The sequence below is a fragment of the Stenotrophomonas sp. Steno-Z1 genome, from assembly GCF_056393175.1.
In genome coordinates this window covers 40,693-56,724 of sequence record NZ_JBWJPB010000005.1, presented here as the reverse complement: position 1 = coordinate 56,724, position 16,032 = coordinate 40,693, and the positions used below count along the sequence as shown (strand labels likewise).

The 16,032-nt window shown below is 69.2% G+C and carries 9 protein-coding genes; 4 read left to right on the top strand and 5 right to left on the bottom strand.

Going from position 1 to position 16,032, the window contains the following annotated elements; translation table 11 throughout:
- Positions 1-110: 110 nt before the first annotated feature.
- The 3 genes from AC06FD_RS14135 to AC06FD_RS14125 form a co-directional block, all read right to left on the bottom strand.
- Positions 111-1,526: a coniferyl aldehyde dehydrogenase gene (locus tag AC06FD_RS14135; RefSeq protein ID WP_478078155.1), complete on the bottom strand. Its 1,416-nt coding sequence runs from the start codon at positions 1,524-1,526 to the stop codon at positions 111-113.
- A 172-nt stretch (positions 1,527-1,698) separates the two neighbouring features.
- Positions 1,699-3,354: an MFS transporter gene (locus AC06FD_RS14130; RefSeq protein WP_259209371.1), complete on the bottom strand. Its 1,656-nt coding sequence runs from the start codon at positions 3,352-3,354 to the stop codon at positions 1,699-1,701.
- Positions 3,355-3,415: 61 nt separating this feature from the next.
- On the bottom strand, positions 3,416-4,843 hold the full coding sequence (locus AC06FD_RS14125; protein ID WP_478078154.1) for a DcaP family trimeric outer membrane transporter: 1,428 nt from the start codon (positions 4,841-4,843) through the stop codon (positions 3,416-3,418).
- 438 nt (positions 4,844-5,281) lie between these two features.
- Between AC06FD_RS14125 and acs the strand changes: the two genes are divergently transcribed.
- The 3 genes from acs (at position 5,282) to mntP (ending at position 9,078) form a co-directional block, all read left to right on the top strand.
- On the top strand, positions 5,282-7,225 hold the full coding sequence (gene acs / locus AC06FD_RS14120) for an acetate--CoA ligase (RefSeq protein ID WP_478078153.1): 1,944 nt from the start codon (positions 5,282-5,284) through the stop codon (positions 7,223-7,225).
- Between the two features lie 198 nt (positions 7,226-7,423).
- A complete protein-coding gene (locus AC06FD_RS14115; RefSeq protein ID WP_259209365.1) occupies positions 7,424-8,089 on the top strand; it encodes a response regulator transcription factor in 666 nt (221 codons plus the stop codon).
- 404 nt (positions 8,090-8,493) lie between these two features.
- On the top strand, positions 8,494-9,078 hold the full coding sequence (gene mntP / locus AC06FD_RS14110) for a manganese efflux pump MntP (protein ID WP_394163074.1): 585 nt from the start codon (positions 8,494-8,496) through the stop codon (positions 9,076-9,078).
- 23 nt (positions 9,079-9,101) lie between these two features.
- Here the strand turns inward: mntP and AC06FD_RS14105 are convergent, their stop codons facing one another.
- Together AC06FD_RS14105 and AC06FD_RS14100 are read right to left on the bottom strand one after the other, a co-directional pair.
- A complete protein-coding gene (locus AC06FD_RS14105) occupies positions 9,102-12,548 on the bottom strand; it encodes a hybrid sensor histidine kinase/response regulator (protein WP_478078152.1) in 3,447 nt (1,148 codons plus the stop codon).
- Between the two features lie 33 nt (positions 12,549-12,581).
- On the bottom strand, positions 12,582-13,949 hold the full coding sequence (locus tag AC06FD_RS14100; protein ID WP_478078151.1) for a sensor histidine kinase: 1,368 nt from the start codon (positions 13,947-13,949) through the stop codon (positions 12,582-12,584).
- A 148-nt stretch (positions 13,950-14,097) separates the two neighbouring features.
- On the opposite strand from AC06FD_RS14100, the gene AC06FD_RS14095 reads away from it, so the two are divergent.
- Positions 14,098-16,029, top strand: coding sequence for a GGDEF domain-containing protein (locus AC06FD_RS14095; protein ID WP_478078150.1), 1,932 nt, complete (start codon positions 14,098-14,100; stop codon positions 16,027-16,029).
- The last annotated feature ends 3 nt before the right edge of the window (positions 16,030-16,032 follow it).

Genomic DNA, 16,032 nt, shown 5'->3' with positions numbered 1-16,032 from the left:
CGTGAGCCGAAGAGGCGGGCCATTGGCGCATCCGACGCGGTTTGCGGGGTCATGGGCGGTGCCAGGCGCAGCCGAGCATGGCTCGGCTCTACCCTTAGGGTTGGCTGCCGCTAGCGCAGCAGTGCCTTCAACATCCCGGCGATCTTCGAATACGGCGGTTTGAGCAGGTCGCTGGCGGCCCAGCGCGACTGCCACAGGATCGGCAACTGCTTGCTCAGGCCATCGAAGCCGGCGCGGCCATGGTAGGCGCCCATGCCGCTCGGCCCCACCCCGCCGAAGGGCAGGTCGTTGACGGCGAAATGCAGGAGGGTGTCGTTGACGGTGACGCCACCGGCCACCACCTGGCCCAGCACGCGCTCGACGCTGTCGCGCTGCTGGCTGAAGACGTACAACGCCAGCGGCCGGTCGCGGCCCTGCACCTCGGCCAGTGCCGCATCCAGGTCCGGGTAGGCGCACACCGGCAGGATCGGGCCGAAGATCTCCTCGCGCATCAGGTCCAGGTCGGCCGGCGGATCGAGCACGATGGTCGGCACGATCAGGCGCTCGCGGCGCGCGCGCTCGGGATCCACGTTGGCCAGTTCGATCACCGGTACGCCACGCTCGCGGGCCTGGTCGAGGTAGCCACGCAGCCGCTGGTACTGGCCTTCATGGATGATCCGGGTGTAGTCCGACGCATCGCTGAAATCGCCGTAACGCGCGCGCACCTGGGTCTGCAGCTGCTGCACCAGTTCGCGCTGGCGGGCGCCGTCGATGAGCACGTAATCCGGCGCGATGCAGGTCTGGCCGGCGTTGAACCACTTGCCGGTGACCAGGCGTGCGGCGGCCTTGTCCAGCGGGTAGTCGCTGCAGACGATGGCCGGTGACTTGCCGCCCAGCTCCAGGGTCAACGGGGTGAGGTGCTCGGCCGCGGCGGCCATCACCTTGCGGCCCACCGCGGTGGAGCCGGTGAACACGAGGTGGTCCAACGGCGAGCCGGCCAGCGCGCTGGCCAGCGCGGCGTCGCCCTGCACGACCGCCACGCGATCGCGCGGAAACACCTCGGCCAGCAGCGCCTGCAGGAAGGCGCTGGTGCGCGGGGTGTGCTCGGACGGCTTGAGGATGACGTGGTTGCCGGCGGCGATCGCGGTGGCAAGCGGGATCAGCGCGAGGTTGACCGGGTAGTTCCAGGGCGAGATCACCGCGACCACGCCCAGCGGCACCGCGCGGGTCTGCGCGCGCGCCGGCCAGAACCGCCAGCCGACACCGACCCGGCGCGGCCGCATCCAGCCGCGCAGGTGGCTGCACAGGTGGTCGATATCGCCGAGCACGGTCATGCCGTCGGCGATCAGCGATTCATGGGTGGAACGGTGGCCGAAGTCGGCCGAGATGGCCTCGGCCATCTGCGGCAACCGTGCCTTCAGCGCGGCGCGCAGGCGCTGCAGGTCGCCGCGGCGCTGGTCCAGCGACGGGCGCTGGGCCTGCCACGCGCTGCGCAGGCTGTGCAGGATCGCGGGTAGCGCGGCGGGATCGGTGTGGGCTTCGCTCATGCGGCGACTATAGCGGCAGGGGGTGTGATGGGCGGTCGTGCCGGCCGCTGGGCGGGGACGTCCTGCGCTGCCGGATGGGGTTGCCTGGTTGCCGGCCAACGGCCGGCACTGCCGGAATGAAAAGGGCCGCGATCTGCATCGCGGCCCCTGTTTCATACCGTGTGGTGCACCGTTACTTGGTGATGTCCACCCCGCGCGTCTCGCGCAGGAACAGGCCACCGACCACGACCGTCATCAACGCGATGATGATCGGGTACCACAGGCCGTAGTAGAGGTTGCCGGTGCCGGCCACCAGCGCGAAGGAAATCGCCGGCAGGAAGCCACCGAACCAGCCGTTGCCGATGTGGTACGGCAGCGACATCGAGGTGTAGCGGATGCGGGTCGGGAACAGTTCGACCAGGTAGGCGGCGATCGGGCCGTAGACCATGGTCACGTACAGCACCAGCAGCCACAGCATGAAGATCGTGCCGGGGATGTTGATGCGCGCGTTGTCGGCCTTGGCCGGGTAACCGGCGGCGGTGAGCGCGGTCTTCAGTTCGGCGCCGAACGCATCGGCCTTGGCCTTGCCGTCTTCCTTGGTGAGCCCGGCCGCCTCGTAGGAGGTGACGCTGGCGCTGCCCACGTTGACGATGGCCAGGGTACCGGCGGCGGCCGGCTTGACCTCATACGGCACGCCGGCCTTGGTCAGGGCCGCGGTGGCCACGTCGCAGGAGCTGGTGAACTTGCGCATGCCGACCGGATCGAACTGGAACGAGCAGGTGTTCGGGTCGGCCACGACCAGCGCCGGCGAACTGGAGCGGGCTTCTTCGATGGCCGGGTTGGCGAAGTGGGTCAGGCCCTTGAAGATCGGGATGTAGGTGACGGCCGCGAGCAGGCAGCCGGCCAGGATGATCTTCTTGCGGCCGATGCGGTCGGACAGCCAGCCGAAGAAGATGAAGAACGGCACGCCCAGCGCAAGGGCGGCGGCGATCAGCAGGTAGGAGGTGGTGGCATCGACCTTCAGCATGCTGCTCAGGAAGAACAGCGCGTAGAACTGACCGCCGTACCAGACCACGGCCTGGCCAGCGGCGGCACCCAGCAGCACCAGCAGCATCAGCTTGAGGTTGCCGTCCTTGAGGCTGTCACGGAACGGGGTCTTGGAGCCCTTGCCTTCGGCCTTCATCTGCTGGAACAGCGGCGATTCGCTCAGCTGCAGGCGGATCCACACCGAGACGCCGAGCAGCACGATGGAGACCAGGAACGGAATGCGCCAGCCCCAGGCTTCGAACGCCTCGTTGCCGAGGAAATAGCGGCAGGCGAGGATGATCAGCAGCGACATGAACAGGCCCAGCGTCGCGGTGCACTGGATGAAGCTGGTGTACAGGCCACGCTTGTCGACCGGGGCATGCTCGGCCACGTAGGTGGCCGCGCCACCGTACTCGCCGCCCATCGCCAGGCCCTGGGCCAGGCGCAGGATGATCAGGATCACCGGGGCGGCAAAGCCGATCGAGGCGTAGTTGGGCAGCACGCCGACCAGGAAGGTCGAGATGCCCATGATCAGGATCGTGACCAGGAAGGTGTACTTGCGGCCGATGCGGTCGCCGAGGCTACCGAAGAACGCCGCGCCGAACGGGCGCACGAAGAAGCCGGCGGCGAAGGCCAGCAGGGCGAAGATCATGCCCGTGGTTTCGTTGACGCCACTGAAGAACTGCTTGGCGATGATCGCCGCGAGCGAGCCATACAGGAAGAAGTCGTACCACTCGAAGACGGTACCCAGGCTGGACGCGAAGATGACCTTCTTGTGTCCCTGGGTAAGTTGGGCTTTCGCCGGTGCAGGTGTTGTTGACATGGGACGCTTCCCCTCCGAAGCAATCGTTGTTGGCAGGTGCCGACCGTGGGTCGGCACTCATTTAGAAACTGTATTTCGTGGTGAACTGCAGGCGGTTGATGTCGCCCTTGCGCCCGTCCTCGATCTCGCGCACGCCGTACATGTACTCGGCGCCGATATCGACCTTGGGCATCGGGGTGTAGAAGATGTTGCCGCGGATGCTCTGCACGCTCTTGGTGACCAGTGGGCCCAGGCTGCCGTCGTTGTCGTAGTCGCTGCGCGCGTAGATCAGGTTGGTGCGCAGCTTCGGGGTGAAGGCGTGGCGCCAGCCGACGTAGCCGGCCAGCACGCCGGTCGGGTTGAGCTCGTCGCGGGCCACGTCATAGGCGGTATCGGCGGTGACGCCAAGGCCGACGTAACGGGCGATGCCTTCGCCGCCGCTGATCTGGTAGTGCAGGGTATCGGTGCTGCCCATCACCCACTTGCCGCCCAGGGTCAGGCCGCCGCCGATCTTGTCCGCGTCGGCGCCGGTGGCCTGGTTGTCCACCTTGAGCTGGCGCACCACCGCACCGACGCCGAAGGTGCCCCAATCGCCCTTCCAGCCGTAACGCAGGGTCAGGTCGGGCAGCGCGCCGCGGTCGGAGTTGCTGGCCACGTTGGTCCACGCCCCGGTGATCGGGTTGCGGGTGCCGGTGAGCAGGGTGGTTTCCGGGTTTTCCAGCGCGACGCTGAAGCCGCCCTGGGTATAGCGGATCTGCGCCTGGCGCACGAACAGCACGCCGTCGGTGGGACCGACGAAATCGGCCGCTTCCGGCAGCGAGGCCGCGTCCATGAAGTTGGACCAGGTCTGGCCGGCGAGCCAGTTGTTCCAGTACATGTAGGCATGCCGCAGGGTGACGCCGTAGGTGTTGGTGGCGGTCTGGTTGCCCAGCGAGTTGCCGAAGAAGTCCATCTCGAAGAACGCACCGGCCTTGTTGCCGGCATCGCTCACGTTGTCGATACCCAGGTTGAAGCGCGAGAACTTGGCGTGGGCGTTGTAGTCCACGTCCGAGCGCTTGCCGCTGCCGCCGGCCCCGGCGACCGGGGTCTGCCCGGGCAGGTACAGCGCGCGGCCGGTGGCATCGTCGGCCAACTGGCCATCGCTGGTCTGGGTGGCGAGGAAGTCGGCCTTGATGAAGCCACCGATCTTGACCGTGGTGCCCGGCGCGGCGCCCGGGGTGATGGTGGTGACCTGGATCGGCTGCTTGCCTGCCGGCACCTGCGCGGCCGCCGGCTGCTGGGCCTGCACGGTCTTGACCGCGGTGACATCCGTCTGGGCCTGGCTGATCTGGGTCTGTTGCTGCTGGCTGGTGTTGACCAGCATCTGCACCTGGCGCTCCAGCTCGGCGATGCGCGCTTCGAGCGCCTTTTCTTTGGCGGTGTCGGCGAACGCCATGCCTGGCGCGATCAATGCAACGAACAGGGCGGCCGCCAACGGCCGGCGTGTCGTCTTCAGTAAACGGTGGCTCATGTTGCCCTCTCTCCCGGGTGGCAATGCGAACGCCGCGCTGGGCACGGTCGAGCCGACAGTGCGGCTGTGCCACCGGCAGCGGCTATTGGCCATTAGTCGTACTCGCCCCACCGGGCGAGCACGACCCGGGCGCCGCGGGCGAACGGCAGGTGCCGCCGACACCCGGGCGGGTTCCGACCGTTGGCCGGTACGCTTTCACCCGCAGACGAGGCCACACCAACGCACCGCCGCCGCAAACGCGCCGCGTACCCGTCGACCGTCGGTCGTGGCCGCCCTGCCGCACGCCCGGCGTCGCGCCCTGCCCGGGGTCTCCCGCGTTCGACCAAGGTCTAACCACCCAGGCAACGCGAAGGAGGGTGGATGCGGCAAACTGAGGGGGAAGGGTCGCGGGTTATGCTGCGATCGCACAACCCAAGTCCTAGTGCAAGTGAGGGTGCCATGGCCGATCTTTACCCCGTCAAGGCGGATTTCTCCGCCAAGGCGCGCATTGACAAGAACACGTATGAAGCGCTCTACCGCGAGTCGGTGGAGCACCCGGATGCTTTCTGGGGCAAGGCCGCCGAGCGCCTGCAGTGGTTCAAGAAGCCGACCACGATCAAGAACGTCAGCTACGACCTCGACGATTTCCGCATCAAGTGGTTCGAAGACGGCGAACTCAACGCCAGCGTCAACTGCCTGGACCGGCAGCTCGACACGCGCGGCGACAAGGTCGCCCTGCTGTTCGAACCGGACAGCCCGGATGCGCCCGCGCAGGGCGTCACCTATCGCCAGCTGCATGAGCGCGTGTGCCGGCTCGGCAATGCGCTGCGCAGCCTGGGGGTCAAGAAGGGCGACCGGGTCACCATCTACCTGCCGATGATCGTCGACGCAGCCGTGGCCATGCTCGCCTGCGCGCGCATCGGTGCGGTGCACTCGGTGGTGTTCGGCGGCTTCGCGCCCAACTCGATCGCCGACCGGGTGATCGACTGCGGCAGCAAGCTGATCATCACCGCCGACGAAGGCCTGCGCGGTGGTCGCAAGGTGCCGCTCAAGGCCAACGTCGACGCCGCGCTGAAACTGCCCGGCACCACCACCGTGGAAACGGTACTGGTGGTGCGCCACACCGGCGGTGCGGTGGACATGCAGGCCCCGCGCGACCGCTGGTTCCACGACGTGGTGGACCCGCAGCCGGCGCAGTGCGAACCGGAGCGGATGAACGCCGAAGACCCGCTGTTCATCCTGTATACCTCCGGGTCCACCGGCAAGCCCAAGGGCGTGCTGCACACCACCGGCGGCTACCTGCTGTACGCCGCCTACACCCATGAGGCGGTGTTCGACCTGCGCGAGGACGACATCTACTGGTGCACCGCCGACGTGGGCTGGGTCACCGGCCACAGCTACATCGTGTACGGGCCGCTGGCCAACGGCGCGACCTCGCTGATGTTCGAAGGCGTGCCGAACTTCCCGACCACCTCGCGGTTCTGGGAGGTGATCGACAAGCACCAGGTGAGCATCTTCTACACCGCCCCGACCGCGATCCGCGCGTTGATGCGCGAAGGCGATGCCCCGGTCAAGCGCACCTCGCGCGCCTCGCTGCGCCTGCTGGGCAGCGTGGGCGAGCCGATCAATCCCGAAGCCTGGCGCTGGTATTACGACGTGGTGGGCGACAGCCGCTGCCCGATCGTGGACACCTGGTGGCAGACCGAAACCGGCGGCATCCTGATTTCCCCCCTGCCGGGCGCGGTCGACCTCAAGCCCGGGTCGGCCACCCGTCCCTTCTTTGGCGTGCAGCCGGCGCTGGTCAATGCCGAGGGCGAGATCCAGGACGGCCCCACCGAGGGCAACCTGATCATCCGTGATTCGTGGCCGGGCCAGATGCGCAGCGTCTACGGCGACCACCAGCGCTTCATCGACACCTACTTCCGCACCTACCCGGGCAGCTACTTCACCGGTGACGGCTGCCGTCGCGACGAGGACGGCTACTACTGGATCACCGGCCGCGTGGACGATGTGATCAACGTGTCCGGCCACCGCATCGGCACCGCCGAAGTGGAAAGCGCCCTGGTCTCGCACCCGAAGGTGGCCGAGGCCGCCGTGGTCGGCTTCCCGCACGACATCAAGGGCCAGGGCATCTATGCCTATGTCACCCTGATTGCCGACGAGACCCCCAGCGAGGACCTGCACAAGGAACTGATCGCCTGGGTGCGCAAGGAGATCGGCCCGATCGCCGCGCCCGACCACCTGCAGTGGGCGCCGGGCCTGCCCAAGACGCGGTCGGGCAAGATCATGCGCCGCATCCTGCGCAAGATCGCCGAGAACGCGCCGGACCAGCTGGGCGACACCTCGACCTTGGCCGATCCGTCGGTGGTGGCGTCGCTGGTGGAAGAGCGCAAGGTGAAATAGTCCTCCGGCACCCGGCGCAGAATGGGACCGCGTCAGCGCATGTGCGCTGCCGCGCCCACCTCCGCAACCGGATCGTGGGCCCGGTCTCACCCGCACCCGCATCCCGCCGCTTCGCGGCCGCCCCCTGACTCAGGGGACTGGCCTCTCGCTACACTTTTTCGTTGCGTCGCTGCACTCCTCCGCAACATGGCCCCCACCATGACAACCCTCCTGATTGCCGACGACCACCCGCTGTTCCGCGAAGCCCTTCGCGGGGCCGTGCAACGCGTCATCCCCGGCGTGCAGCTGTTCGAGGCCGACAGCGTGGAAGCGCTGTACCAGCTGGCCGACCAGCACACCGATGCCGACCTGGTCCTGATGGACCTCAACATGCCCGGTGCCCAGGGCTTCAACGCGCTGGTGCACATGCGCGCCCTGCACCCGCAGCTGCCGGTGGTGGTGGTGTCCGCGCGCGAGGAAGCCACGGTGATGCGCCGCGCGCTCGACCATGGCGCGTTCGGCTTCATCCCCAAATCCGCTGATTCGGACACCATCGGCCACGCCTTGGGCACCATCCTCGATGGCGAGACCTGGGCCCCGCCGGAGGCGCACAACGTGCCGCCGACCGGGCGCGAGGAGCGCGAGATCGGCCAGCGCCTGCGCGAGCTCACCCCGCAGCAGTTCCGTGTGCTGCAGATGCTCGGCGCCGGCCGGCTCAACAAGCAGATCGCGTACGACCTCAACGTGTCCGAGGCGACGATCAAGGCCCACGTCACCGCGATCCTGCGCAAACTCGGCGTCACCAACCGCACCCAGGCGGTGCTGATGGCCGGCAAGCTGGCGATCGACGACGAACAGATCGTGTTGCCGCCGGAAGAAGAGTAGATCCACGCCACGCGTGGATGGCGCGATGCCGGAACGGAGAGCATCCACGCATGGCGCGATGCCGGAACGGAGAGCATCCACGGATGGCGCGATGCCGGAACGAAAAGCATCCACGCATGGCGTGGATCTACGCGATTGGGCTTATAGCCGGGGCTATGAAATCCAGCGTTGCCTGCGCAATTGCCGGTGAACGCTCCAATCCGCAGGCCCGGTGCTAAGCTTCGCGTCCCCTTGGGGAGTAGCCTGATTCCTGCTGCAGGAATCGCCCGCATCAACATACTCGGCCAGTGCGCCGTGGTGCGGGTAGCCATGATGGTTGGCGAGACCAGCGGTCCGCGTGCGCAACGACAGGTTGGGCGCGAGCGCGGTCCGTTGCCTGCCATTGCCCAACCTGCCGTGTCCCCATGTCCCCCCTCTCGATTCTGTTGATCGGCTTTGCCATGTCCACCGATGCCTTCGCCGCGGCGATCGGCAAAGGCGCGGCCATGCGCAAGCCGCGGTTCCCCGATGCGTTGCGCGCCGGTCTCATCTTCGGCGTGATCGAAGCCATCACCCCGATCATTGGCTGGCTGCTGGGACGCGCCGCCCTGCAGTACGTCGAGGCATTCGACCACTGGATCGCCTTCGGCCTGCTCGGCGCGCTGGGCGTGCACATGATCATCAACGGCATCCGCCCCGATGACGGCGACGAGGACGAAGACGAGGACACCCGCAAGCATCACGGCTTCTGGCGCCTGGCCGTCACCGGCTTCGCCACCAGCATCGACGCCATGGCGGTCGGCATCGGCCTGGCCTTCCTGGATGTGCACATCGGAGTGATGGCGCTGGTCATCGGCCTGTGCACCTTCACCATGGTCACCGCCGGGGTCATGCTCGGCCGCGTGCTCGGCAACATGGTGGGCAAGCGCGCGGAGATCATCGGCGGCATCATCCTGATCATCATCGGCGCCACCATCCTGTACGAACACCTCAGCGGCGCCATGGCCTGACGGCGCGGCCCGGCGCCGCGTGGCTACAGGTCGCCGCGCGGCGCGTGGAAGGCGGCCAGGAAGGCACGCAGGGAGGCCGGTTTGATCGGCTTGGTCAGCAGGCGATAGCCCCGCTCACGCGCCATCCGCTTCAACTCGTCGCGACCGTCGGCGGTCAGCAACGCCCCGGGAATCGCCCGGCCGGCCTTGTCGCGCATCGCCACCAGCGTGTCCAGCCCGTCCAGGCGGTCGTGCAGGTGGTAGTCCACCAGCATGACATCCGGCTGCGCATCCACCTTTTCCAGCGCCTGGTCCACGGTGCTGGCGGTGATCACCTCCACCTGCCAGCGGCCGAGCAGCGCGCGCATGCCATCCAGGATCTCCTGGTCGTTGTCCACGCACAGCACCCGCATGCCGGCCAGCGAATCGGTGCGCGGCGGTGGCGCGGGCGCGGAGGCCGCGGCCTGGGGCAGGGCCGGCGCCTCCACCCGGGGCAGCATGATCGAGAACATGCTACCACTGCCCACCCGGCTCCGTGCATTGAGGCGGTGGTCGAGCAGGCGCGAGATGCGCTGGCATATCGACAGCCCCAGCCCCAGGCCCTGCTCGCCCCAGTCGAACGGCTGCTGGTAGCGGTGGAACTCGTCGAAGATCTGCTGCATGTGGTGCTCGGGAATGCCCGGCCCGGTGTCCCAGACCTGCAGTTCCACCTCGTCGCCCCGATGCCGGACCGCCAGCACGATCCGGCCCTGCCGCGTGTAGCGCAAGGCATTGGCCAGGAAGTTCTGCAGCACGCGCCGCAACAGGCGGCGATCGCTGCGGATCCAGGCCGGGCGCGCGAACAGGTCCAGGCGCAGCCCGCGGCCGGCCGCGACCGGTGAATACTGCGCGGCCAGCTCGCGCATCAACAGGCTGACGTCGAAATCGCCGATCACCGGGTGCAATCCGCCGGCATCCAGCCGCGACACGTCCAGCAGGCCGTCCAGCAGTTCTTCGGCGGCACGCAGCGAAGCGTCCACGCGCTCGGCCAGATGCCGCTGCTCTTCGTTGTGGTGGTGGCTCTCGCGCAATGCCGACGCGAACAGGCGTGCGGCGTTCAACGGCTGCAGCACGTCGTGGCTGATCGCGGCCAGGAAGCGGGTCTTGGACTGCTGGGCCACCTCGGCCTCGTGCGAGCGCTCGGCCACGCGCTGCTCCAACGTTTCGTTGGCCTCCAGCAGTGCCTTCTCCGCGTGCTTGTAATCGGTGATGTCGTTGTAGCTGGTGACATAACCACCGCCGGGCAACGCCTGCCCGCGCATCTCGATGACCTTGCCGTCGCTGCGCGTGCGCTCGAAGATGTGCGGCGAGCCGGCGCGCATGTAGCCGATGCGGCGGTTGATCTGCACCTCGATGTCGCCCTCGCCGAGCTCGCCGCGCTCGGCGTTGTAGCGGATCAGGTCGGCCACCGGGCGGCCCACGTAAAGCATGCCGTCGGGGTAGCCGAACATCTGCTGGTAGCGGCGGTTCCACGCGGTCAGGCGCATGTCCGGGTCGACCACGCTGACACCGGCGCTGATGTTTTCCAGGGTGGTGGACAGGATCTCGCGGTTGAAGCGCAGTTCCTGCCCGGCCTCGTCCAGCACCGCCACCACTTCGCCCAGGTCCATGCCCGAGCCGCGCAGCAGGCTGGTCAGCAGCAGGCGCGCCGAGGCCGCGCCGATCGAGGCGGCGAGCAGGCGCTCGGTGAACTGCACCCAGGCGCGGTCGGCCGGCGCCGAGGCCTGCAGTTCGCGGCCCATCGACTGGGCCTGCTCCAGGAACGAACGCCGCGCGTGCCGGTCGCCCACCACCCGCGAGGCCAGCGCCAGCAGGTCTTCCACGTGCACGTGGCCCGGCCACGCGCCGGCCACCGAGGGCCGCTGCGCGTACGGGTCCAGGAACGGCGCCGCGCGCAGGCGCTCGTCCACGCCCGGGCGCCAGCGCACCGAGACCAGCAGCATCGCCGCCACATTGACCAGCAGCGACCAGAACGTGCCATGGGTCAGCGGATCCCAGCCGCTCATGCCGAACAGGTGCTGCGGCTGCAGCCAGGCGATGCCGAACGGCCCCTGCACCAGCCACGTCGCGTCCATCCAGCCGGCGTGGGTCAGCGCCGGCAACAGCAGGGTGTACACCCAGGTGCCGAAGCCGAGCAGCATGCCCACTTCCACGCCCCGCCGGCTGGCGCCGCGCCAGTACAGGCCGCCGATCAGCCCGGGCGCGAACTGGGCCACCGCGGCGAACGCCATCAGCCCGTAGGAGGCCAGGGTGCTGTCGTTGCTGCTGCCGCGGTAGTAGCTGTAGGCGACCAGTGCCAGCAGCAGGATCGCGGTGCGGCGGATCCACAGCACGCGCGAGGCGACGTCGGCCGCTTCCTGGTGGTCGCCACTGCGGCGCAGCAGCACCGGCATCACCAGGTCGTTGCTGACCATGGTGGCCAGCGCGATGGAGGCCACGATGACCATGCCGGTGGCCGCCGAGAAGCCGCCCACGTAGGCCACCAGCGCCAGGAACTTGCGGCCCTCGGCCAGCGGCAGGGCCAGCACCATGCTGTCGTCGGCGACGCTGCCACCGGTGCCGAACAGGGTGACGCCGGCGGTGGCGATCGGGATCACCATCGCCGAGATGATCACCAGGTACGCACCGAACATCCAGCGCGCGCGGCGGATGTCGCGCACGTCGCCGCACTCCACCACGGCCACGTGGAACTGGCGCGGCAGGCAGATGATCGCCAGGAAGCTGAGCAGGGTCTGCGAGATGAAGCCCACCGGCGGCAACCCGCTGAACAGCGTGTGCGCGGACTGCAGCACCGCATCGGTATGGTCGTTGAGCCACAGGTAGGCGAACAGGCCGAGCGCGACCATCGCGATCAGCTTGATCATCGATTCCAGCGCGATGGCCAGCATCATGCCGTGGTGGTGCTCGGTGGCGTCCACCTGGCGGGTGCCGAACAGCGTGGCGAACAGCGCCATCAGCAGCGCCACGTACAGCGCCGGATCGGTGAAGAAACCGGTCGGCCCGACGTTGCCGGTGAGCACCTGCAGGCTCATCGCCACCGCTTTGTACTGCAACGCCAGGTACGGCACGATGCCGATCAGCGCGATCACCGCCACCAGCGCGGCCAGCCGCCGCGAGCGCCCGAAGCGGGAGGAGATGAAGTCGGCGATGGACACCACGTTCTGGCTGCGCGCGACCAGCGCCAGGCGTTCGATGATGCGCCAGCCGAACAGCCACAACAGCAACGGCCCCAGGTAGATCGGCAGGTAGCCGATGCCGTTGCGCACCGCGGTGCCGACCGCGCCGTAGAACGTCCACGACGAGCAGTACACCGCCAGCGCCAGGCTGTAGACCACCGGGCGCAGCCACGGCCGGTCCGGGTACATCGGGCGACGGTCGCCCCACCACGCCACGCCGAACAACAGCGCGGCGTAGGCCACCGATACCAACAGCAGGATCCAACTGGAGACCACGGGATGATTCCGTGCGAGCAGACCGCTAGTAGATCACGACGCTTGCTCGACAGGGGCAGCGCGCGCCGGCAGGCGGATGTCCACGCAGGTGCCGTGGCCAAGCCGGCTTTCCACCTCGATGCGGCCACCGGCGGCCGCCACCAGGCTGGCGCTGACGGCCAGCCCCAGCCCGGTGCCCTGCCCGACCGGCTTGGTGGTGAAGAAGGGTTCCAGGCAGCGCGCCCGGACCTCCTCGCTCATGCCCAGGCCGGTGTCGGCGGCCTGTATCGACAGCTCGCCGGCGTCGGGCAACCACCCCAGCCGCAGCGCGAAGCGCCCCCCCTCGGGCATCGCCTGGCCGGCGTTGACCGCCAGGCTGAGCAGGATCGATTCCAGCTGCGCCGGGTCGAAGTGGACGCGGCACTGCACCTGGCCGCTATCGACATGGCAGTGGACGCTCTCGCCGAAGACCTGGCGCAGCGTCGGCGCCATCGCGTCGATGGTCGCGGCGGCATCGAGCAGCTGCGGCCGGCTTGCCTCCAGCCGGCTGAAATCCAGCAGCCGCCGGCTGACCGCGCTGGCCCGGCGGGCGGCCGAGTCGATGCCCTGCAATGCCTCGGCCACGGTCGCCGGGTCGGGCGCGCGGCGCGCCTTGCCCACGTACCCGTGCACCAGCGCCAGCAGGTGGTTGAAGTCATGCGCGATGCCGCTGGCCAGCCGGCCCACGTTTTCCATTTTCATCGCGTGCACCAGTTGGTCGCGCGAGCGCTCCTTCTCCTGCATTTCCAGCTGCAGCTCATCGCGCTTGCGCGCCAGCTCGACGCCGTGCTGCCGCGCCACCTGCAGGCTCTCACGCAGGCCGGTGACGCTGTGGTGCAGCAGCCAGGCCACCAGTACGCAGCCGAACACGCACACGCCCAGATCGGTGACCACGTGCGCGACGCGGTCGGGGCGGAACAGGATGCCGGCCAGGTCGATCCAGGCGCCCAGCAGCATCGCCAGGCACGCCCAGAGCGTGGCCCAGCGCAACGGCGCCGCGCCCAGCAGCGCCGCCACCAGCAGCACCGGCACCACCTGCACGAGTTGGACCCGCGACAGCGACGCCAGGCCCCAATAGCCTTCGGTCACCGACAGCAGCAGCAACTGGCCGACCACGAACAGCGTCGCCGCACGCACCCCACGGCCGCGCCGCTGCTCGACCAGGCAGCCCACGCACACCGCCAGGTGCACCCCCGCCAGGGCCAGGACCAGGGTGTCCACTCCGTCGCCCAGGCGCAGCAGCAACCAGCTGGCGGTCAGCAGGTGGAAGGCCGCCACCAGCAGCCAGAGGCCGCGCAACATGGCGTCGGTGCGCTCGCCCAGGCCCGGTGTGGCCGCGCCAGGCGCATCGTCAAGGAGGGAGGAGAACGGGGTAATCGGCATGTACGGCGGGTCCGAACGGGCCAGAAGCGTCAAGTTTTGTCGACAACGCCGGTATATTAGCCTTCCACGATCCGGCACCCCCGATTGGCGGCAGCCTTCTCGCCGCCACGCCCGCCTCCGCCGGATCGCCGCCAGGATGTTGTGGACCATGAACTGCTTGTCGCGTGTCCGGCGCAGTCTGCCTGCGCTGCTGTGCGTTGCCCTTGCCGTTTCCACCTTGCCTGCGCAGGCACAGCGCCCGGGCGATGGCCGGCCGTTGATCGCCCAGGTGGAGCAGTGCAATGCCCTGCTGGCCAGCACCCCGGAGACATCGCTGCAGATCGCCACGGCATTGCTGGCGCGACCGACGCTGCCCACCTCGGTGGAGATCGGGGCGATCGGCTGCCTGGGCATGGCGCTGCGTTCGCAGGGCCGCCTGGCGCAGACCGAGGGCCTGCCCGAGCGCCTGCTGGCCGCCGCCGCACGCGCCGATGCCAGCGCCGAGGACACCCAGCGCGCACGTGCGCTGGCCGCGCACCTGCTGCTGTGGCGCGGCGACCAGGCCCAGGCCCTGGAGCTGACGCGCACCCTGCTCGACGACGCGGTACGCACCCGCGACGTGCACGGCCAGATCAGCGCGCTGATGCAGATCGCGATGATCCGCGGCGATGCGATGGGCGATGCCCAGGGCGCGCTGACCTACCTGCAGAAGGCCGCCGCGCTGAGCGAGCACCTGCGCCGGCCGCCCAACCCGGGCGACCTGTTGATCCACTACAACGTCGGTTATGCGCTGCTGTCGATGCAACGCTACGAAGAGGCGCAGACCGCCTTCGATCGTGCCGCCGCGATCGGCGCCCGCCTCAATGGCCAGGAGCTGCTGATGCACCGCATCGGCAGCCACCGCGCCGAGATCCAGCGCGTGCGCGGCGAACTGGACCGGGCCCAGAAGGGGCTGGACCAGGCGCTGGCCTGGCAGACCACGCAGGACGCGCAGGGCCGGATCATCACCCTGCAGCGCCTGGCCCGGGTGGCGCTCGACCGCGGCCAGGCCGCCCAGGGCCTGGCCCTGGCCGAACAGGCGCAGGCGCTGGCCGACAGCGGCCACTTCACCGATGAGATCCGCCATGGCCTGGATGTGCTCGGCGATGCCTACACGCTGCTCGGCCTGCGCCAGCAGGCGCTGCAGGTGGCCCGCCAGGCACGCGACCTGGACCAGGCGCGCAGCAAGGGCGACACCCTCAACCGCCTGGCCAGGCTGCAGGCCAGCGCCGAGCGCCACATCGCACCGGCCGAGGTCAACGCCGAACAGGACCTGGGACGGGTGCGGGTGGTCCGCAACAGCGCGGTGGCCGCGCTGCTGGCGGTACTGGCGATCGCGGCCGTCCTGATCCTGCGCCTGCGCCGCCAGCGCCACGAACTGGCGGCGCTGAGCCGGACCGATGCGGTCACCGGGCTGCCCAGCCGGCACGAGGCCGAACGCCTGCTGGGCGATGCCCGGCCATCGGGCCAGCGGCGCAGTGCGCTGCTGTTGCTGGAGATCGACGACTTCCAGGCACTCAACGACCGCCACGGCCAGGCGGGCGGCGATGCGGTACTGCGCGCGGTGGCGCGCTGCCTGCGCAGCGCCGTGGACCGCGGCGACTTGGTGGCCCGCTGGGGTGGCACCCGGTTCCTGGTCGCGCGTCACGACACCTCCGAGGCCGCCGCGCAGGCGCTGGCCAACCACCTGCGCACCCGCATCGAGCACCTGCTGGTGGACACCCGCCCCGGGCAGCCGATCACCCTCAGCGCCAGCCTGGGCCTGGCCCCGCTGCCGTTGTTCGCCGACCAACCCGCGCACCTGGACGACAGCCTGCGCGCGGCCGACCGCGCCCTGCAGAGCGCGCGCCGCAGCGGCCGCAACGCCTGGGCCAGCCTCTGGGGCGCAGCCACCGGCAGGGAGGTCGACCTGTACAGCGTGCTGCACGATCCGACCGAAGCGCAGGTGCTGGGCTGGGTGACGCTGGCCGGCAGCCGGCCGCTGCCGTGGACGCCGCCGCGGCCGGAGCCGGCGCGGCCCCACCCGGCTACCACCGAGGCGGCAACCGGGCCCCGCGACTGAGGG